The sequence below is a fragment of the Nonomuraea zeae genome, from assembly GCF_005889725.1.
In the GTDB taxonomy this organism is placed as follows: domain Bacteria; phylum Actinomycetota; class Actinomycetes; order Streptosporangiales; family Streptosporangiaceae; genus Nonomuraea; species Nonomuraea zeae.
The window spans coordinates 39,924-59,835 of the sequence record NZ_VCKX01000027.1 but is presented as its reverse complement, the minus strand read 5'-3'; the positions used below and the strand labels follow the sequence as shown (position 1 = coordinate 59,835).

Genomic DNA, 19,912 nt, shown 5'->3' with positions numbered 1-19,912 from the left:
AGTCCGTCACGCCTTCCCCCTCGCGGAGGACTCATGGACCCGCTTCGCCTGACGCTCCCTGCCTGCTCAGCCCTCCTGACCGCCCTATGTCTCGTAGCGTGTGGCGAAACCTCTCCAAGCACACCCGCCGAGCACACCATCACGACTCCCCCAGCCACCGTCACCCATACCACCGAGCCGGCCACCGCGAGCCCGGCGGCGGCAGTCAAGAAGAGAGTGCCGAACGTCGTCGGCATGAACCTCCAAACAGGCCAGGACACGCTGCAGGCCGCAGGCTTCTACGTGCTCGACGATCAGGACGCCACGGGTCAGGGCCGGCTGCAGATCTACGATCGGAACTGGGTCGTCACGCGACAATCCCCAATCGCCGGCCGCACGGTGACCCCGGATACGCTGATCACCCTCTACGCCAAGAAGATCGGCGAATAGCCGGGCGCACGCACCCGCGGCAAAGGTGCTGGCGGTCAGGCCGGGGTGTCCGTGCGCGACCCGTAGGCCGGGCCGAACACGACCAGCAGCGCCAGATCCTCGCTGATGTCCACGAAGCGGTGTTCCTCGCCTGCCGGAACGAAGATCACCGCACCCGGGCCGACCTCCGCCGCACCGCTCGGCGTCACGATCCGGGCCCGGCCCGAGGTCACCACATAGATCTCGTCCTCGGTGTGCGGGCTCTGGGTGTCGACCCCGCCCGCCGGGATGCAGTACGTCCCGATCGACAGGTCCGGCGACTTGAGGTGCTCAACCCAGTCGCTGGCCGCCTCGGCAGCCGGCCGCGCCCACTCGCCCGCCCCCTTGATGATCTCCATAGCGGCACACCTTAGCGACTTCATTCATCTCCGAGGGAGCGAGGGCTCGCGGCAGCAGGGGACGGCGGCGCTGAATGGGTTGGCTTCGGACGTGACACGGGCGGAGGTCTCCGACACGAGGGCAAGACCGGCGGTCCGAGGCATGGCGGCAGACGTCATTCCGGTGGTGTCGGGCTCCGGCGGTCAGAGCCGGCCGGGGGAAGTCACGACGGACACGCGCGCCTGTGCCACATAGTGCGACCGAGTCCCCCTTGCGACGTCGAACGCCGAGCTGGGCGGACACGATCCGAGGGCAGCCACGCTCGGAATGTCTGATGAGGATGACGCGTGAGTGGACAGGACAAACGGTCCCGGTTCGAGGCGGTGTGCCGTCGAGCCTATGAGCCAATCCTCGGCTACGCCGTACGGCGGTGTTCCTCGCCCGAGATCGCCGCCGACGTGGTGCCCGAGACCTATGTGATCGCCTGGCGGCGGATGACCGAGCCCCCGGCGGCGAGGCCGGCAAGTTATTGCTGTCCGGCGTGGCCCGTCGGGTCCGGGCCAACCACCGCCGTAGCACGCGGCGAGGCGGGGGCGGGTACCGCGGTCCTCGGGACGGACTGCATGAGGGTCCACGACGACAAATACCGCGACGAAATAATTCGTCACGGTATTTGTCATCCACCTTTTCAAGCAGGCAAGAACGATTTCGACTCAATCGCCGATCGCAATGCTGAGCGATGCCCGCGCGCTAGCTCCAGTCGTGGTGGTGGTCGGACTCGTCGTGGCCCCACTTGTCGGAGTCGTTGTGGCCCCACTTGTCCGACTCGTCGTGGCCCCACTTGTCGGAGTCGTTGTGGCCCCACTTGTCCGACTCGTTGTGGCCCCACTTGTCCGACTCGTTGTGGCCCCACTTGTCGGAGTCGTTGTGGCCCCACTTGTCGGAATCGGCGTGGCCCCACTTGTCGTGGTGGTGGTCCGACTCCTTGTGACCCCACTTGTCGTGGTGGTGGTCCGACTCGTCGTGGCCCCACTTGTCGAACTTGTCGAACTTGTTGTGGCTGACTCTGTCGATGTTGCCGTAAACGAACTTGCCGAAGACGAGCTTGTCGCGGCCCCACTTGTCGTGGCCCCACTTGTCCTGGTGGTGGTCGGACTCGTCGTGACCCCACTTGTCGTCGTGGCGGCTCCACTTGTCCTGGCGGTGGTCGGACTCCTTGTGGCCCCACTTGTCGGACTCGTTGTGGCCCCACTTGTCCGACTCGTTGTGGCCCCACTTGTCCGACTCGTTGTGGCCCCACTTGTCCGACTCGTTGTGGCCCCACTTGTCGGAGTCGTTGTGGTCGGACTTTGTTTCATCGTCCCACCAGAAGGCGCTGCAGGCGCTCGAGATGAAGCTCGGGCAGCCCATGGTCGGCCGCTCCGCTGAGACGTAGCCGGCGTTGGCCTGGAGGGAGACTGAGCCCGAGCTCGCGCTCGCCACTCCCTGGGCCAGCGGAACGAACATGAGACCGGTGGCCGCAGCGGCCAGAGCTAGCGTCGCGATACGCCTGTTACGGGGCGTCTGCGAGCGCTTGTTGTCGGTATTCACCTGTTTTCGTTTCCATTCATGGGTAAATCGGCGCGAAATCCGGCGCTAACATCTCGGTAGGCACCGGGCGGAAGCAGACATACCCACTAGGATCATCGCATTTACCTCTATGAAACTAAACGATCCGCCAGATCCAACATCTAAGAAGAGTCATTATTCAACAACAATTTTCGCGTTGTTTGCGTGTCGCGAGACATATCACAACAATCACTCCAAGGAAAATTCACATATCGGACGCCCCGTGGCGAGATGGCGCCGAGGAACGCATCATGAGGCCCAAGCGGCGTTGATCTTGCCGTAAATCGGCCTGGTCAATGATCGCCGGCCGGCCGGGTTGACGCGCGTCGCATCGCGACGGCTTACGTGCGCGGGGCTGCCGGCCGACATCGACCGCTGCCGCGCGGCCGGCGTTCCGGACGAGGTCGGCTTCGCCACCAGGCTCGCCCTGGCCACCGCCGGGGTGCTGGCTGCGCTGGAGGCCGGGCGCACCCGCCTGCTGGGTGAGCGGGTGAGCGCGGCCGAGGCCGCAGCGCGGTGGCCGCCCTTCTGCCCTGCGAAGGTTGCTACCGCACCGGCAGACCGGTGACCGCGCGGCCGATGATCAGCCGCTGGATCTCCGACGTACCCTCGAAAATCGTGTAGATCTTGGCGTCCCGGTGGAAGCGCTCCACCGGATGCTCCCTGGTGTAGCCGGCTCCGCCGAGGATCTGGATCGCCTGCTCCGTCACCCAGACCGCCGTCTCCCCCGCCACCAGCTTGGACATCGATCCTTCCGCCTGCTCGAACTGCTTGCCGTTCCTGGCCATCCAGGCGGCCCGCCAGGTGAGCAGCCGGGCGATGTCCACCCGCGTGGCCATCTCGGCGAGCAGGAAGGCGATGGCCTGGTTCTCGCCGATCTTGCGGCCGAACTGCTCGCGCTCCCGCGCGTAGTCCCTGGCGTACTCGAAGCCTGCCCTCGCGATGCCCACGGCCATCGCGGCGACCGACGGGCGGGTGGTCTCGAACGTGCGCATCGCGGCCTGCTCCCCCGCCCGACCCCCATTGCGTACGCGGGCCAGCCGGGCGTCCAGCTTCTCCTTGCCGCCCAGCAGGCACGATCCGGGCACGCGTACGTCGTCCAGGACGACCTCGGCCGTGTGCGAGGCGCGGATCCCGTGCTTGCGGAACTTCTGGCCCATGGACAGGCCCGGGGTGCCCGGCGGGATGACGAAGGAGGCCTGGCCGCGAGTGCCGAGCGAGGGCTCGACCGAGGCCACGACCACGTGGACGTTGGCGATGCCGCCGTTCGTGGCCCAGGTCTTGACGCCGTTCAGCACCCAGTCACCCTTGTCGTAGACGGCGCGGGTGCGGATGGAGCCGATGTCGGAGCCCGCGTCCGGCTCGGAGGCGCAGAAGGCGCCGAGCTTGACGTCGTTCGCGGTGCCGAACATCTCCGGCAGCCACTCCCCCATCTGCTCCGGCGTCCCGTTCGACGACAGGGCCGCGGCGGCCAGGCCGGTTCCGACGATGGACAGGCCGATGCCCGCGTCGCCCCAGAAGATCTCCTCGAACGCCACCGGCAGCGCCAGCCCGCTCTCCTCGAACCACTGCGTGGCGAAGAAGTCGAGGGAGTACAGCCCGATCTTGGCCGCCTCCTGGATGACGGGCCAGGGCGTCTCCTCGCGCTCGTCCCATTCGGCGCCGGCCGGGCGGATCACGTCGCGGGCGAACTCGTGCACCCAGTCACGCACCTCCACCACGTCGTCACCGAGCTCCGGATTGAACCCGCCCATGCGCTGCGCCCCCTCGAAAAAACTCTTAGCCGTTACCGCTGGTAACACCTTACCGGCCGGTAGCCCCGCCCGGAACGTCCTGTCTCCAGGAATCTCCGGCGAGCCAACAGGGGTGAGGCGAGCGTGGCCGCCGCGCGCCCATGCTCGCCTCGATCCGGCCCCCGGTGGGGCTACCGCCGCCGCCTCGCCGCCCTCGCGGAGGCCAGTACGGCCAGGGCGGCCACGGCCATGCCGGCGGCCAGACCGTACATGAGCGGGGTGAAGCCCCCGAACGCGGCGGCCACCTGCGGACCGATGCTGCCGCCGACGGCGAGTGCGAAGGAGAACAGCGCCAGCGCCGTCCCCTTGGCCTGTCCCGCGCCGGTGGAGATCGCCTCGTTCATGCTGGGCAGGCCGCCGGTGATGGCGGCGACGTAGACGGCGAGCAGGAGCACCAGCGCGGCGCCGCCGGTGAGGCCGACGGTGGCCAGCGCGAGGGCGCCGACCAGCAGGAACGCCACCGCCCTGATCGTCAGGGGGATCCTGGCCAGCCAGGGCATGAGCAGCGGCACCAGCACGATGGACGGCAGCCCGGACGCGCGCAGCGTGAGCAGCTCGGCCGCGGAGGAGACGCCGTAGATCTGCAAACCGGTGTACACGGCCACGAAGCCCACCATCAACATGATCGTGGCCACGTAGCGGAGCACGAGAACGCGGTCGAACAGCAGGCCGGGAACCGCCCGGTACGTGGAGAGCAACGACCCGGCGGCCACCCGCGGCAGGTCAGGCAGCATCACGGCCCGCAGCGCCAGCGCCGCGAGGACGAAACCGGCGGCGGAGAGCAGGAACAGGCCGCGCCACCCGACCGACTCCACCAGCACCTGGGCGGCGACCTGCAGCAACACGGCGGAGGCGAGGAAGGCGCCGGTCACCGAGGCGATCGCGATCACCCGGCGGCGCGGATCGAGGCGCTCGGACAGGTACGCCATGCCCGCCGGCGGGAACATCGCGACCGCGATCCCCTGCAGCGCCCGCAGCGCGAGCGCCACCTCGGGCGACGGGCTCAACGCCACCAGCGCCGTCGTGACCGCGGCCAGCGGCAACCCGATCATCAGCAATTTACGCCGCCCGATGCGATCCGACAGCGGCCCGAACACCAGGAACCCGGCCCCGTAACCGACCCCGAACGCGGTCACGAGCCAGGTCAGCCCACCGGCCGAGGATCCCCAGCCGGTGGCCATGTCGTGCAGCAAGGGGATCACGACGTAGAGCTGACCGCTGACGAGCACGGCGGTGAGCGTGAAGGCGGCCAGCGTCCGCCCGAACGGCGCGAAAGCGGGACGGGCCGCGGACCCGGCGGAAGGGGTGCCCGTCCGATCGGCCGGCTCAGAGTGGGACGGAGTGTGTGCAGAGCGTGGAATGCGGGGCGATATCAGTGCCATGAGCCGGGACGCTAGCCAACCAACCAGTTGGATGTCAACTGGATGGTTGGGTTACAACCAACCGGTTGGTCGTGGCATGATGGCTCCATGGCACCCAAGGTCTCGACCGCCGCCACCAAGGCCGCCCTGCTGGAGGCCGCGCGGGAGGAGTTCGCCGCCTACGGCGTGGCGGGCGCCCGCGTGGATCGCATCGCCGAGCGCGCAGGCGTCAACAAGGAGCGCATCTACGGCCATTTCGGCAGCAAGGAGAAGCTGTTCGACGAGGTCATCAAGGAGGCGCTCGACGATCTGACCGCGCAGATGGCGCTGCCCGGGGCCGATCCCGTGGACTACGTGGCCAAGCTGGCCGACTACTACCACACCCACCCCGACCTGGTGCGGCTGCTGATGTGGGAGGCGCTCAACTACCGCGGCCAGGACCTGCTGGCCGGGCAGGAAGCCAGGGTCGAGCGCTGCGCGCGCAAGGCGGCCTCGCTGGCGGAAGGCGCGGGTGAGGAGCCTTCGGCGAAGACGGCGCGGACGCTGTTCATGCTGACGGGGCTGGCGTTGTTCCCGGCGATGATGCCGCAGCTCGGGCGGATCATCCTGGGTGAGGACGCCGACGACCACGCCGCGCTGCGCGACCAGGTCGCCGCCTTCGTCGCCGCCGGGCTGGGGTCGCGACCTGACGTGCCCGCCTGACGTGCCCGCGCTCACGTGGCGGCTCGGTGTGCGGGCCTGCTCGGTGGTGGTGGAAATTGAGTTGTGCAGGCGAGCGCGCATCCGTTTGGGTGAGTGTCCGTGACCGCTCTGAACGATCTCATCCGCCCGGATCGCTATCCGCGCTCGTCCACGTACGATCCCGCCTGGCTGCTGCGGCTGGACATGGGCCCCAACCCGCTGTGGATGCTGGAGGACCTGGCCGCCGACCTCGACCTGCGCCCCGGGATGCGCGTGCTCGACCTGGGCTCCGGGCGGGGGGCCACCTCGGTGTTCCTCGCGCGCGAGTACGGCGTCGAGGTCGTGGCTGCCGACTGGTGGATCGCCGCGGAGGAGGCGGCGGCCGTCTTCGCTGAGGCGGGAGTCGGCGACCAGGTGACGGCGATACGCGCGGAGGCTCATGACCTGCCGTTCGAGCAGGAGAGCTTCGACGCGATCGTGAGCATCGACGCGTTCGAGTATTTCGGCACGGCCGACAGCTATCTGCCGTATCTGGCGCGTTTCCTGCGTCCGGATGGCCAGCTGGGCATGGCCACCCCCGGGATGACGCGCGAGGTCCGTGACCTCGGCGCGATTCCCCCGCACGTCAAGGAGGTCGTGGGCTGGGAGGCGATCGCCTGGCACACGGCGGAGTGGTGGCGCTTCCAGTGGGAGATCACCGAGCTCGTACGCGTGACGTCCGCGCGGCTCCAGCCGGACGGGTGGGCGGACTGGCTGCTGTGGGCGCGGGCGTGCGCCGAGTTCCGGCCGGACGGCCGGGCCCAGAACCAGCCCGTGATCGACATGCTGATCAAGGACGGCGGCGAGTTCCTCGGCTTCGCGCTGGTGACCGCACGCAAGAGCTGACCCCACGCACGAGCGGACCCCCGCAAGAGCCGGCCCCGCGCCGGGCACACCTCACGCGGGGCACCCCGAATCCGGGTGTCCGGTTGTTTCGGTGTGAGGCGTCCCGGTGTGAGGCGTCCCGGTGTGAGGCGTCCCGGTGCGGGGGCGCCCGGGTGTCCCGGGGCGGCGCCTGCGCCGGTCTCAGGCGGCCATGGTGATCATCGGTGGCCGCTCCCCGATCCCGACGTCCCGTATCGTGACGTCGTGCCCGTCCAGCGCCCGCCGGAACTGCGCCAGCTGGTCGGACGGCTCATGGCAGCCCTCGATCTTCCCCTGGCGCCGCAGCCTCGACCACGCCGCCAGCATGATCTGCGACGCCATCCCCCCGAGCGCCTCCGTGGACTGCGGCGTGTGCTCGCGCGACCCCAGGTCCACCTGGGCGAACGCGTCCAGACCCGCCAGGTCGAGCAGGTCGATCAGCAGCCCGAGCTCGACCCCGTACCCGGTCAGGAACGGCACGCGTTCCAGGGCGGAGCGGCGACCGGCGTACTCCCCGGCCAGCGGTTGGACGAACCCGGCCAGCTCCGGCCAGTGCAGGTTGATCAGCGGGCGGGCGACCAGCTCGGTGACGCGGCCCCCGCCCGTCGAAGCGCCGTCCAGCGGACGGTCGTAGCAGCCCTTGGCGTAAACCACCGTGGGGTCGGCGAGCAGCGGCCCGAGCAACCCGAAGATCAGCGAAGCACGAAATTTCCGTATATCGGCGTCGGCGAACACCAGCACATCCCCCGACGTGACGGCCAGCGACTTCCACAGCGCCTCGCCCTTGCCGTCCAGCGGCTTGAGCTGGGGCAGGATCTCGTCCTGGGCGTGCACCACGGCTCCGGCCCGCGCGGCGACCAGGGCGGTGTCGTCCGACGAGCGGGAGTCGATGACCACGATCTCGTCGATCAGGCCGTCCAGCTCGCGCCGGATGACCCCGACGATCTCGCCCACGGTCTCCCGCTCGTCCCGGGCCGGGAGCACCACGCTCACCGTGGTCTGTCCCTTGGCGGCCACCAGGTCCTGGAGCTGCCAGTCCCCGGCGGACGAAGTACGGCGCCGCAACCATCCGCACACTTCAGGCAGCATGCGACCCCTCCCCCCGTATCCCCATATGTCAGCATATGGCGTGGTCGCCTGCCGCACCCTATTCGCCCCTTGTCATACGCCTGCCACGGGCTTTCCGGCCACGGCTTGCGGGCGCGCGGAAAAGGCGATCGGACGAGACTAGGAAAACAACGACTTTTCACCCGATCTGATCGGCAATGCGAGTCGGTAAAGAGTGCCACCCGTTCGGATATGAGCCCGCTCATAAACCTCTGCGCAGTACACGTGTTGCCATAAATCCGGAAATTAGGGGCGGCGTTCCTGTTCAGCCTAGGGGGACAGCCCGATTCGGTGGAGCGCCAGTGCGGCGAATCCGAGGAGCGACCGGTCCCAAGGGATCGGGAACGTGCGCGCGTCGATCTCGCCGGCATGATCGCGCGCCTCGGCGAGGATCCGCAACGCGGCGTCGGGCAGCCGATCTCCGAGCCGGAGCGCGAGGGCGACGGCCGCGGTGAGCTGGACGCCGAAGGACCCGGCGGCGGTGAGCAGGGCGGTCAACCGGTCGTCGATCGACGCTTCTCCCGGAGCGAGATAGCTCAGGCTGAGATTGGCGCTCGCGCGTGCCACCTCGTGTCCCGCGGTGCCGGGAACGTCGCGCAGCCGCGCGAGCACGGACGCGGTGGCGGGGAACCAGACCAGCAGCTCGGCCGCCCCCGCCGCGATCGCCGGGTCCGGGTCATCGGTCCAGGCGGCGAAGCGGTCGCTGATCCGGGCCGCCGCGAGGTAGGCGTCGCGATCCCAGGACACCGCGACGGCGTCGACGAACTGCTCATCGCCGTCCCCGGCCGCGCCGCCGTAGAGCAGGGACAGGGTCGCGGCCACGTCGTCGCCGGTCACGCTCTCGGCCTTGGCGAACTCCCGGCCGGGATCGAAGGGCAGCTGGGTGTCGTCGCGGTCTCCGAGTGCGACGGCGCGGAGCAGGGCCAGCACGGCCGCGCGGTCCGGGGTCGCCGGATCGGCCACCAGCTCGGTCAGGAACGGAACGACATGACAGCTCGCCTGCCAGCGCGTTCCCTGGTGGTAGACGTTCCCCCAGAGCTGGTGACGCGCCCAGCCGCGTGCGCCGGCGTCCGCCGACAGCAGGGATCTGAGCTGGCCGGGGACGTCCACGGCCGGACCGTAGGCGTGATGGAGCTCGGCCCAGCCGATCGACTCCAGACCCGCCAGCGGGCCCGGGTCAGGCGCCGCCCGGCGGGGCGCGGCGCGGTCTCCCGGCGGCCAGGGCCTCGCCACGCTCATGGCTCGCCGTCGCGGGGCGGCCCGTCGTAGTAGCCGGGCCCCGCGATCAGGACGCTCTCGAAACAGGTGTAGTGGTCGATGGTCTCCTGATCCGCGCCCGGGAACGGGACCTCCGAGCGGAACAGGCCGACCGACAGCCTCGGCACGCTCAGGCCGTGGCCACTCCCTTCGATCTCGATGTCGTAGCGGGCCCGCAGCTCCGCGATCACCTGCTCCGCAGGGGTCGAGAACACGTCCACGCCGAGAAGCAGCACCCGCGCCTGCGGATCCGCGTCGAAGTCCCGGTAGATCTCGATCGTCTGCACCACGCCGGTGGACCCGCAGAACACGTGCGCGTCCACTCCCGCGCCGCTCAGCCGCCAATCCAGCGGCTCCGCGCCCGGATAGGGCGCGTACGGCCGCGGCGTGCCCCACGCGGACAGCGCCCGCCCCGCCTCCGCGAACGACGCCCCCAGCAGCACCGGACCAGCCGCCCTCAGCGGATCCAGCTCGATGAGCAAGGGTGACACGCCGCCTCCGAACGTCCGGCAGCCCCGGGAACCGCTCCAGGCGCAGCGAACATCTTCCCCGCATCAGCTCGGAACCGCCACTCCGCACGCCGGCGGGGAGCGGCGGCACGTCCGGCCGCGCGCCGGCCGCGTGGATCCGCGGTCGCACCGGCCCCCGCCGGGGCACGCGCGCTAGTCCACCTCCACGCGTTAGTCCACCTCCACCACGGCCTCGGCGAACTGGGCGGAGTACAGCCGGGCGTAGGCGCCGCCCTCGGCCAGCAGCGACTCGTGCGTGCCCTGCTCGACGATCCGCCCGTTCTCCATGACCAGGATCAGGCTGGCGTCGCGGATCGTGGACAGCCGGTGGGCGATCACGAAGCTGGTACGGCCCTCGCGCAGCGAGCTCATCGCCCGCTGGATGAGCACCTCGGTCCGGGTGTCGACCGAGCTGGTCGCCTCGTCCAGGATCAGGATCGCCGGCTCGGACAGGAACGCACGGGCGATCGTGATCAGCTGCTTCTCCCCCACGCTGACCGTCGCGCCCTCCTCGTCGATCACCGTGTCGTAGCCGTCGGGCAGCGTGTGCGCGATGCGGTCGACGTGGGCGGCCTCCGCGGCCGCCTCGATGCGTTCGCGGGTGGCGCCCTCGGCCCCGTAGCCGATGTTCTCCGCGATCGTGCCGCCGAACAGCCAGGTGTCCTGCAGCACCATGCCGATGTTGGCGCGCAGCTCCTCCCGCGACATCTCGGCGATGTCGACGCCGTCGAGCGTGATGCGCCCGCCGGTCACCTCGTAGAAGCGCATGATGAGGTTGACGAGCGTGGTCTTGCCGGCTCCCGTGGGGCCGACGATGGCCACGGTCTGGCCGGGCTCCACGGTCAGCGACAGGTCCTCGATCAGCGGCCTGTCCTCGGCGTAGCGGAAGGACACGTTCTCGAACGCCACCCGGCCCCTGAGCTGTGCCGGCCGGGCGGGCTCCGCGGGCTCAGGGGACTGCTCGGGGGCGTCCAGCAGCTCGAAGACCCGCTCGGCGGAGGCGACGCCCGACTGCACCAGGTTCGCCATGCCGGCCACCTGGGTCAGCGGCTGGCTGAACTGCCGCGAGTACTGGATGAAGGCCTGCACGTCGCCCAGCGAGATCGAGCCCGAGGCCACCTTGAACCCGCCGACCACCGCGACCAGGACGTAGTTGAGGTTGCCGATGAACATCATCGCCGGCTGGATGACCCCGGAGATGAACTGGGCGCGGAAGCTGGAGGCGAACAGGGCCTGGTTGTGCTCGGTGAAGGTCTCGGCCGCCTCCTGCTGCCGGCCGAACACCTTGACCAGCGTGTGCCCGCCGTACATCTCCTCGATGTGGCCGTTGAGCTTGCCCGTCGAGGACCACTGCTTGATGAACTGCGGCTGCGACCGCTTGCCGATGACCGTGGTGACGTAGACCGACAGCGGCACCGTGACCAGCGCGATGAGCGCGAGGATCGGCGAGATCCAGAACATCATCACCAGCACGCCCACGACCGTCAGCACCGAGGAGATGAGCTGGCTCATCGTCTGCTGCAGCGTCTGCGCGATGTTGTCGGTGTCGTTGGTGGCGCGGCTGAGGATCTCACCGCGCGGCTGGCCGTCGAAGTAGCTCAGCGGCAGCCGCGCCAGCTTGGCCTCGATCTGCCCGCGCAGCCGGGACGCCGCCCGCTGCACGATGGTCGTGGTCATCCGGAACTGCACGATCCCGAGCAGCGCCGCCAGCAGGTAGATCGCCAGCACCCAGGCCAGGACCTGGGCCAGCGCGGTGAAGTCGATGCCCCGGCCGGGCACCACGCTCATCGAGGACACCATGTCGGCGAACGTGCCCTGGCCCTGAGCGCGCAGCCCGGCCACGGCCTGCTCCTTGGTGCTGCCCGCGGGCAGCCGGGCCCCGATGATGCCGGAGAAGATCAGGTCTGTGGCATGGCCGAGGATCTTGGGCCCGGTCACGGTCAGCGCGACGCTGGCCGTACCGAGGGCCAGGACGACGATCAGCCGCGCGCGCTCGGGGCGCAGCAGCCGCAGCAGGCGGCGGAGCGTGCCGCCGAAGTCGAGTGCCTTCTCCGCGGGCCCGGCCATCATCCTGCCCGGGCCGAAAGCGGGTTGTGGCCGGCGTGCCGGCGCGTCAGTGGTCACGCTGCGGCCTCCTGTTCGGTGAGCTGGGACAGCACGATCTCCCGGTACGTCGGGCAGGTGTCCATGAGCTCGGCATGGTTGCCGCTGCCGACCACGCGGCCCTCGTCGAGCACGAGGATGCGGTCGGCGTCGCGGATGGTGTTCACGCGCTGGGCCACGATGACGATCGTGGCGTCGGTGATCTGCTCGGCCAGCGCGGCGCGCAAGCGGGCGTCGGTGGCGTAGTCGAGGGCGGAGAAGGAGTCGTCGAACAGGTAGATCTCGGGCCGGTGCACCAGGGTCCTGGCGATGGCCAGGCGCTGGCGCTGGCCGCCGGAGACGTTCGTGCCGCCCTGGGAGATCGGCTCGTCCAGGCCGCCGGGCATCGCCTCGACGAACTCGCGGGCCTGCGCCACCTCCAGGGCCTGCCACAGCTCCTCGTCGGTCGCGCCGGGCTTGCCGTACCTCAGGTTGGAGGCGACGGTGCCGGAGAACAGGTAGGGCGACTGCGGGACCAGGCCGACCGTCCGGGCGAGCACGGCCGGGTCGAGCTCGCGTACGTTGACGCCGTCCACCAGCACGTCGCCGGCGGTCGCGTCGAACAGGCGGGGAATGAGGTTGAGCAGCGTCGTCTTGCCGCTGCCCGTACTGCCGATGATCGCGGTGGTACGGCCGGGCCGCGCCGTGAGGCTCACCTCGCTCAGCACCGGCTCCTCGGCGCCCGGGTAGCGGAAGCCGACCGAGCGCAGCTCCAGCTCGCCGATGCGTCGTTCCGGGGTGACCGGGCTCGCCGGCGGGTGGACGGTCGGCTCGCTGCCGAGGACCTCCTCGATGCGCTCGGCGCAGACCTCGGCCCTGGGGATCATCATGAACATGAACATCGCCATCATCACCGACATGAGGATCTGCATCAGGTAGGAGATGACCGCGGTCAGCGCGCCCACCTCCATGGCCCCGTCGGCGATGCGGTGGCCGCCGAACCACACCACGGCGACGCTGGACACGTTCACCACCAGCATGACCGAGGGGAACATCAGCGCCATCAGCCGCCCGACCCGCAGTGACACGTCGGTCAGCTGGTCGTTGACCACGCCGAAGCGCTCGCGCTCGTGCCGGTCGCGGACGAAGGCCCTGATGACCCGGATGCCGGTGATCTGCTCGCGCAGCACCTGGTTGATCCGGTCGATGCGCTCCTGCATCGTGCGGAAGAGTGGGCGCATCAGCACGACGATCACGCCCACGATGATGATCATCACGGGCAGCACGACGAGCAGCAGCGAGGACAGGGTCGGGTCCTGGCGCAGCGCCAGCACGATGCCGCCGACGCACATGATCGGCGCCGCCACCATCATCGTGAAGGTCATCAGGACGAGCAGCTGGATCTGCTGCACGTCGTTGGTGGTCCGGGTGATGAGGGACGGCGCGCCGAACCGGTTGACCTCCTGGGCGGAGTAGTCCTGCACCCGGTGGAAGATCGCGGCCCGCAGGTCCCGGCCCAGCGCCATCGAGGTCCAGGCGCCGTAGTAGACGGCCACGATCGAGCAGACGATCTGGATGAGCGTCACGCCGAGCATCACCAGCCCGACGCGCATGATGTAACCGGTGTCGCCCTTGACGACCCCGTCGTCGATGATGTCGGCGTTCAGTGTGGGGAGATAGAGCGTGGCCAGCGTCTGGACGAACTGGAAGAGGACGACGAGCGTGATCTCTTTCCCGTACGGCCTCAGCTGGCCCCGCAGCAGGCGGAGCAGCATCAGAAGGCGCTTTCTGTCGAAGAGGTGGGGGAAGGCCGCACGAGCAGCCCATCGAGCAGAACGGAGACGATCTCCTCGTCGTCCATGTCGCCGAACTCGCCGCCGCCGCCGAAGCCGCGATGCACGCTCACCGCGACCAGCATGAGCAGCAGTTGGGCCGTGGCTCCCGGAGAGCGGCGCAGCCGGTCGTGGTCGGGCTCGACCAGGGCGGCGAGCCCGGCCGCGATCCGGCGGCGGCTGTCCATCATCTGCTCGTGGAACTCGGCGTCGTCGGCCATCAGCTCCCGCGGCGCGATCATGAGGTTCTCGTTGGCGCTCATCCTGGCCCGCAGCAGCGCGACGGCCTGGCACAGCCGCTCGCGCAGCTCGGTACGCGGGTCGATGGCGGCCAGCGCCTCCAGCGCCGGTTGCGGATCGAACGCGCTCATCAGCGCCGCGCGCAGCAGCGAGGCCTTGTCGGGGAACACGCCGAAGATCGTGCCCTCGGCCACGCCCGCGGCCTCGGCGATCTGCCGGGTGCTCACCGCGGTGCCGAACTCGCGCAGCAGCGGGAGGGTGGCGGTGATGAGCGCGGCACGGCGGGCTTCTGGCGCCATAGCCGGCACTCGTCGCCTTTTAGACATAGCGGCGATCCTAATGAGCGAGTACTCACTCGTTCAAATCATTTATCGCCGCGGCGGCGGGCTCACTCGGGAGCGACGGCCCCCGTCAGGAGCCTTGCCACCACCCCCAGCAGGGCGTCGGCGGCCTTGCCCAGCAGGGCGAGCAGCAGGATGGACAGCAGCAGGATGTCGGTGCGGCCGGTGTTCTGGCTGTCGATCAGCAGGAAGCCCAGGCCCATGGAGGAGGCGATCAGCTCGGCCGCGACCAGGAACAGCCAGCCCTGGGCGAGGCCGAGCCGCAGCCCGGCGAAGACGGCGGGCGCGGCGGACGGGAGCTGGATCCGGGTGAGCAGGCCCAGTCCGCGCAGCCCGTACGCGCGCCCGGCCTCGACCAGGTGCGGATCGACGTGCGCCAGCGCCGCGGACACCGTGGTGTAGACGGGGAAGAACGCGCCGATCGCCACGAGGACGATCTTGGGGCCCTCGGCGATGCCGAGCCACAGCACCAGCAGCGGCACCCAGGCCAGCGAGGGCACCGCGCGCAGGGCCGCGACGCTCGGCGCGAGCAGGTCCCTGACCGGCGCGTACAGCCCGACGGCGGCGCCGAGCACCAGTCCGGCCGCCGCCCCTGCGGCGAAGCCGAGCAGCACTCGCTGCCCGCTGATCGCCATGTGCCGCCACAGCTCGCCGCGCCGGATCAGCTCGGCCACCGCCTCCAGGACGGCCGACGGGGAGGGCAGCTGGCTCGGCGTGAACAGGCCGGCGCCGGAGGCGAGCTGCCAGGCGGCGAGCACGGCCAGCGGTACCAGCAGGCCGAGGGCGAGCCTCCCCGGCCGCGCCCATCGGCCGCCGCGCCGGATCACGAGGCCTTGCTCGCGTAGTCGGGGGCGAACAGCGAGTCGAGCGCGGTCCTGGCCTCAGCCTCCGAGCGCACCTGGCTCTCACGCACCAGGGTGGGCAGGATGCGTTCGAGCACGGCGCGCTGGGCGGGACCCGGGACGGGGCTGATCTCGACCTCGGTCCGCTCCTTCAGCACCACCGTGGCCACCTCCGGGCTGAGTTTCGCCTCGGACGCCAGCAGCTGGACCGCCTCGTCGGGATGCGCGACGATCCACGCGCGGGCCTTCTCGTAGGCGTCGAGCACCTTCCGCGCGAGGTCCGGGTGCTCGGCGAGGAAGCCCTCGCGGGCGTTGAGGAAGCCGAAGGAGTTGAAGTCCGGGTTGCGGTAGATCAGCTTCGCGCCCGAGTCCACCTGGGTCTGCGCCATCAGCGGGTCCAGCCCCGCCCACGCGTCGACGTCGCCGCGCTCCAGCGCGGTCTTGCCGTCGGCGTGCTGGAGGTTCACGACCTCGACGTCCGTGCCGGAGAGTCCGGCCGCCTCCAGGGACTGGAGCAGGAAGAAGTACGGGTCCGTGCCCTTGGTGGCGGCGACCTTCTTGCCCTTGAGCTGGGCCACCTTCGAGATGGGCGAGTCCTTGGCCACGACGAGCGCCGCCCACTCGGGCTTGGTGTAGACGCCGATCGTCTTGATGGGGGTGCCGTTGGCGCGGGCCTGCAGCGCGGCGGCGCCCGCGGTGGAGCCGATGTCGATCGTCTCGCCGCGCAGATTCTCGTTGGCCTTGTTGCTGCCCGCCGACAGCACCCAGGTGACCTTGGTTCCCTTGAGGTCGTCCTCCAGCCAGTGTTGCCGGCGGATGACCAGGCTGAGCGGGTTGTAGTAGGCGTAGTCGAGCCGCAGCTGCGCCGAGGCGGGCGTGGCGGCGCCGCTCTCCCCCTCCGCGCAGCCGGTGATCGTGCCGGCGAGCAGGAGTGCGGCGAGCAGGGCGCGGCGACGGCTCAGGCGATACGTCGGGCTGTACGTCATGGGGCGGCCTCCTCGGCGGCGGTGGTTCACGGGGTGGCCTTCTCGGCGGAGAGGGTTCACGGGGTGGCCTCCTCGGCGGAGAGGGTTCACGGGGTGGCCTCCTCGGCGGAGAGGGTTCACGGGGTGGCCTCTTCTGCGGGGGCCGGCCTGGGGACGCCGAGCCGCTCCAGCAGGTCGGCGCGGAGGGCGGCGAGCTCGGGGTGCGCGCGGTCGCGCGGGCGGAGGTAGGGGACGTCGAGCACGGTCGCGACGGTCGCGCCCGCGCGTGGCGGCCCGGCGCCGAGCAGGACCACCCGATCGGCCAGGTGCAGGGCCTCGTCCACGTCGTGGGTGACGAGCAGGACCGTCGTCCCGGCGCCGCGCTGCACGTCGGCCAGCAGGTCCTGCATGCGCAGCCGGGTGAGGGCGTCGAGCGCGGCGAACGGCTCGTCCAGCAGCAGCACGCCGGGCTCCCTGGCCAGCGCCCTGGCCAGGGCCGCGCGCTGGGCCATGCCGCCGGAGACCTGGCGGGGGCGGTGCCGGTGGAAGCCCTCCAGGCCGACGACGTCGAGCCAGTGCCGGACGATCTGGCGGCCGCTCGCCCGGCTGACGCCTTTGGGCAGGCCGAGCGCCACGTTCCCGGCGAGGTCCCGCCAGGGCAGCAGCCTCGGCTCCTGGAAGACCACGGCGCAGCGCTCGTCGACGCCGCGGACCGGCCGCCCGTCCACCAGCACCTCGCCGGCCGTCGGCGCCGCCAGCCCGCCCACCAGCCTCAGCAGGGTCGACTTGCCGCAGCCCGACGGTCCCAGGATGGCCACGAGCTCGCCCGGCCGGATGTCCAGCTCGATGTCCCGCAGCACGGTGTGGCCGTTGCCGAAGGTGTGACCGATGCCGCGCAACCCGACACCTGCCGCGGTCGCCGCCATACGTTCCCTCACATTTCCGCAACCCGGCTAAGCCGGTATTTCCTACTCAATATACAGGAATCTCCCATGCAGGACCCCGTTTGGGAAGAGCGGCGATCAAGCGCCACTCGTTGAACCGGCGCGCGGTTGCTCGTAGGCTGGTGTCGGTTGCTCCCGCCGGGCCAGGCCCGGCCGATCACGAGAAGGCGATGCCATGGCCACCGCCCGGTCACACCGGGGCGGATGAGGCGACGGCCGTTCCCGCGGCCGGTGCGCGCGTGCGAACGCGCCTGGCCGTCATGCCCCGGTCACGTGGAGATCTTCTCGTTCACGCGGCGCCGGTCGCCGCGTAGCTGATCCGGAGCATCAGAAATGTCGCAAGACTCCCTGTCCGCGTGGTACGCGGACTTCTTCACCGAGCTGCCCAACGCCTTCTGGCGGGCAGCCGTACCGGAGGCGGCGACCGCCGCCGAGGTCGGGTTCGTCATCCGCCGGGCCGGGCTGCGCCCCGGCTCGCGGGTGCTGGACGTGGCCTGCGGCAGCGGGCGGCACGCCCTGGAGCTGGCCCGGCGCGGCTGCCGCGTCACCGGGCTGGACGTCTCGGCCGAGGCTGTCGCCCACGCGCGGGCCGCCGCCGCGCGCGAACGGCTCGACCTCGACCTGCGCCAGGGCGACATGCGGGCGCTTCCCGAAGACGTCCGCACCGATGCGGCCATGTGCATGGGCAACGTCTTCGGCTACCTGGAGCACGCCGGCACGCAGAGGTTCCTCGCGAGCCTGCGCGGACTCGTCGTCCCCGGGGGCACGCTCATCCTGGACTACGCGTTCGTGGCCGAATCGCTGCTGCCGAACCTGGTCCTGGAGGAGCCGCCGATGACGCTCGGCGGTGTCGAGGCCGTCTCCGTCAACGAGTACGACGCGGTGAACAGCCGCTGGCTCACCTCGTTCACCTTCCGCAGGGGTGCGCAGGAGCACCGCGGGACGTCCGTGCAGCACGTCTACACCGCGGCGGAGGTCGTCCGCCTGGTCACCGAGGCCGGGTTCACCGGCGTCGAGCTGTACGGCGACGCCGGCGGCACGCCCTTCCGGTTCGGCAGCCCCCGGCTGCTCCTGACGGCGCGGCGGCCGTAGAGCGCCGGCCGGTGTCCGTGAGCGAGCACGGGCACCGGCCCTGGCTCAGGACTTCGCCGCCGGCTGCGCGGCCTCGGGGTGCTCGACGTTCAGCGAGTCGACCAGCGCGTCGGCCTCCGGGTTGCGGACCGGGGCGACGAGGCCGACGAGCACGAACACCACCAGCGCGGACAGGACCGGGGCGGAGACCTCCACGGTCTGGCTCTGGCCGGGGAAGACGTACTTCACGAGCGTGAAGACCACGAGCCCGGTCGCCCAGGACCCGATCGCGGCCGCCGGGCCGCAGCGGCGGAACAGCGGCAGCATGCCGAGCAGCATCGGGATGGCGATCGGGCCGACCAGCGCGCCGAACCAGAGGATCAGCAGGCCCAGCACGCCGCCGAAGCTGTCCACGCTGAGCGCGATGCCCATCGACAAGGCGATGAACAGGAACGTGGAGACCCGGCCGGCCAGCAGCTCGGACTTGGAGGACAGCTGCTGTGCCCGCTTCCAGACGGCGGGTATGATGTCCCTGATCACGACCGAGGAGATCGCGTTGGCGTCGGAGGACGTCATCGCCATCGTGTGCGCGAACATGCCGGCCAGCACGAGGCCGATCAGCCCGCCGGGCAGCAGTTGCTGGGTCAGCAGGGCGTACGACTGGTCGGGCTCGGCCAGGTTGGGGAGCAGGATCGGCGCGGCCCACATCGGGAAGAACAGGATGAGCGGCCAGAAGAGGTAGAGGCCGGCGGAGAACAGCGCGGCGCGCCGGGCCGAGCCACCGGTCGGTGCCGCGATGAAGCGCTGGGCCAGGTTCCAGGTCCCGCCGTTGTATGACAGCGTGTTGATCAGCAGGTAGACCATGACGAAGCCCACGGTGTACTTGTCGTTGAACGGCTGGCCGTGTCCCTCGGGCAGGCGGTCCCACAGCGTCCAGATCGCCGACGCCCCGCCGAGCTTGGCGAGGACCGCGACGAACATCGTGACCCCGGCGACGAGCTGGATGACGAACTGGCCGAGGTCGGTGAGCGCGTCGGCCCACAGGCCGCCGATCGTCGAGTAGATCAGCGTCACCCCTCCGGTGAGCAGCACGCCCCAGCCGATCGGGACGCCCGCGAACACCTGGAGCAGCAGCGCGGTCGCCGCCCACTTGGCGCCCACGTCGAAGACCTTCAGCGCGGTGCCGCTCCAGGCCAGCACCTGCTGCGCGGGCACGTTGTAGCGGGTCGCGAGATATTCCAGCGGCGAGATGATCCCGAGCCGCTGCCGCAGCCGTGGCCAGCGCGGCGCGAACAGGAACGACCCGACCACCATCGCGAAGGTGATGCCGATCGCCCACCAGACGTACAGGGTGAAACCGGCGGTGTAGGCGATGGCCGCGTAGCCGACGAAGACCGCAGAGCTGTAGCCCGACATGTGGTGGGAGATACCGGACAACCACCAGGGCATCTTGCCTCCGGCGGTGAAGAAGTCCTTGGCGTCACGGATGCGGGACTTGGCCCAGACGCCGATCGCGATCATCACGGCGAAGTAGCCGCAGATCACTAGCCAGTCGAGAAAACCCATGAGATCTCCCAGGTCGGGGGTGGG

At 70.2% G+C, this 19,912-nt stretch carries 19 protein-coding genes; 5 read left to right on the top strand and 14 right to left on the bottom strand.

Going from position 1 to position 19,912, the window contains the following annotated elements:
- Positions 1 to 33 precede the first annotated feature (33 nt).
- Positions 34 to 429 (top strand): PASTA domain-containing protein, encoded by a 396-nt coding sequence (locus tag ETD85_RS11915; RefSeq protein WP_138689719.1) that lies wholly within the window; start codon positions 34 to 36, stop codon positions 427 to 429.
- Between the two features lie 35 nt (positions 430 to 464).
- Here ETD85_RS11915 and ETD85_RS11910 read toward each other — a convergent pair whose 3' ends face one another.
- Positions 465 to 806 carry a cupin domain-containing protein gene (locus tag ETD85_RS11910; protein WP_138689718.1) on the bottom strand — a complete coding sequence of 114 codons (342 nt, stop codon included), beginning with the start codon at positions 804 to 806 and terminating at the stop codon, positions 465 to 467.
- A gap of 730 nt (positions 807 to 1,536) precedes the next feature.
- The gene (locus ETD85_RS11900) at positions 1,537 to 2,292 is read right to left on the bottom strand and encodes a hypothetical protein (RefSeq protein WP_138689717.1); all 756 of its coding nucleotides are present in this window, start codon (positions 2,290 to 2,292) and stop codon (positions 1,537 to 1,539) included.
- Positions 2,293 to 2,710: 418 nt separating this feature from the next.
- Between ETD85_RS11900 and ETD85_RS11895 the strand changes: the two genes are divergently transcribed.
- Positions 2,711 to 2,962, top strand: a complete 252-nt coding sequence (locus ETD85_RS11895; protein ID WP_138689716.1) for a hypothetical protein — start codon at positions 2,711 to 2,713, stop codon at positions 2,960 to 2,962.
- On the opposite strand, the gene ETD85_RS11890 is transcribed toward ETD85_RS11895, so the two are convergent.
- Complete coding sequence (locus ETD85_RS11890; RefSeq protein ID WP_138689715.1) at positions 2,940 to 4,148, bottom strand: acyl-CoA dehydrogenase family protein; 1,209 nt, start codon at positions 4,146 to 4,148, stop codon at positions 2,940 to 2,942. The genes ETD85_RS11895 and ETD85_RS11890 overlap by 23 nt on opposite strands.
- A gap of 170 nt (positions 4,149 to 4,318) precedes the next feature.
- A complete protein-coding gene (locus ETD85_RS11885; protein ID WP_170246632.1) occupies positions 4,319 to 5,416 on the bottom strand; it encodes an MFS transporter in 1,098 nt (365 codons plus the stop codon).
- Positions 5,417 to 5,656: 240 nt separating this feature from the next.
- Between ETD85_RS11885 and ETD85_RS11880 the strand changes: the two genes are divergently transcribed.
- Both ETD85_RS11880 and ETD85_RS11875 read left to right on the top strand, forming a co-directional pair.
- A complete protein-coding gene (locus tag ETD85_RS11880; protein ID WP_170246631.1) occupies positions 5,657 to 6,250 on the top strand; it encodes a TetR/AcrR family transcriptional regulator in 594 nt (197 codons plus the stop codon).
- Between the two features lie 99 nt (positions 6,251 to 6,349).
- Positions 6,350 to 7,114: an SAM-dependent methyltransferase gene (locus ETD85_RS11875; RefSeq protein WP_240779099.1), complete on the top strand. Its 765-nt coding sequence runs from the start codon at positions 6,350 to 6,352 to the stop codon at positions 7,112 to 7,114.
- A gap of 180 nt (positions 7,115 to 7,294) precedes the next feature.
- Here the strand turns inward: ETD85_RS11875 and ETD85_RS11870 are convergent, their stop codons facing one another.
- The 9 genes from ETD85_RS11870 to ETD85_RS11830 form a co-directional block, all read right to left on the bottom strand.
- Positions 7,295 to 8,221, bottom strand: coding sequence for a glucosyl-3-phosphoglycerate synthase (locus ETD85_RS11870; RefSeq protein ID WP_138689711.1), 927 nt, complete (start codon positions 8,219 to 8,221; stop codon positions 7,295 to 7,297).
- 288 nt (positions 8,222 to 8,509) lie between these two features.
- Positions 8,510 to 9,478, bottom strand: coding sequence for a hypothetical protein (locus ETD85_RS11865; RefSeq protein WP_138689710.1), 969 nt, complete (start codon positions 9,476 to 9,478; stop codon positions 8,510 to 8,512).
- Positions 9,475 to 9,987 carry a hypothetical protein gene (locus ETD85_RS11860; protein WP_138689709.1) on the bottom strand — a complete coding sequence of 171 codons (513 nt, stop codon included), beginning with the start codon at positions 9,985 to 9,987 and terminating at the stop codon, positions 9,475 to 9,477. Before ETD85_RS11860 ends, ETD85_RS11865 begins: the two co-directional genes overlap by 4 nt.
- A gap of 189 nt (positions 9,988 to 10,176) precedes the next feature.
- The gene (locus tag ETD85_RS11855) at positions 10,177 to 12,129 is read right to left on the bottom strand and encodes an ABC transporter ATP-binding protein (protein WP_338087136.1); all 1,953 of its coding nucleotides are present in this window, start codon (positions 12,127 to 12,129) and stop codon (positions 10,177 to 10,179) included.
- Complete coding sequence (locus ETD85_RS11850; protein ID WP_170246630.1) at positions 12,126 to 13,862, bottom strand: ABC transporter ATP-binding protein; 1,737 nt, start codon at positions 13,860 to 13,862, stop codon at positions 12,126 to 12,128. Before ETD85_RS11850 ends, ETD85_RS11855 begins: the two co-directional genes overlap by 4 nt.
- Entirely contained in the window at positions 13,862 to 14,458 is a 597-nt protein-coding gene (locus ETD85_RS11845; protein ID WP_206058254.1) for a TetR/AcrR family transcriptional regulator, read from the bottom strand. Before ETD85_RS11845 ends, ETD85_RS11850 begins: the two co-directional genes overlap by 1 nt.
- 89 nt (positions 14,459 to 14,547) lie before the next feature.
- A complete protein-coding gene (locus tag ETD85_RS11840) occupies positions 14,548 to 15,327 on the bottom strand; it encodes an ABC transporter permease (RefSeq protein WP_138689707.1) in 780 nt (259 codons plus the stop codon).
- A complete protein-coding gene (locus ETD85_RS11835; RefSeq protein ID WP_138689706.1) occupies positions 15,324 to 16,328 on the bottom strand; it encodes an aliphatic sulfonate ABC transporter substrate-binding protein in 1,005 nt (334 codons plus the stop codon). Before ETD85_RS11835 ends, ETD85_RS11840 begins: the two co-directional genes overlap by 4 nt.
- A 116-nt stretch (positions 16,329 to 16,444) precedes the next feature.
- Positions 16,445 to 17,233: an ABC transporter ATP-binding protein gene (locus ETD85_RS11830; RefSeq protein ID WP_138689705.1), complete on the bottom strand. Its 789-nt coding sequence runs from the start codon at positions 17,231 to 17,233 to the stop codon at positions 16,445 to 16,447.
- Positions 17,234 to 17,584: 351 nt separating this feature from the next.
- Here ETD85_RS11830 and ETD85_RS11825 point away from each other — a divergent pair, with 351 nt between their 5' ends.
- Positions 17,585 to 18,343 (top strand): class I SAM-dependent methyltransferase, encoded by a 759-nt coding sequence (locus ETD85_RS11825; protein WP_138689704.1) that lies wholly within the window; start codon positions 17,585 to 17,587, stop codon positions 18,341 to 18,343.
- 45 nt (positions 18,344 to 18,388) lie between these two features.
- On the opposite strand, the gene ETD85_RS11820 is transcribed toward ETD85_RS11825, so the two are convergent.
- Positions 18,389 to 19,888: a sodium:solute symporter family protein gene (locus ETD85_RS11820; RefSeq protein ID WP_138689703.1), complete on the bottom strand. Its 1,500-nt coding sequence runs from the start codon at positions 19,886 to 19,888 to the stop codon at positions 18,389 to 18,391.
- Between the last annotated feature and the right edge of the window lie 24 nt (positions 19,889 to 19,912).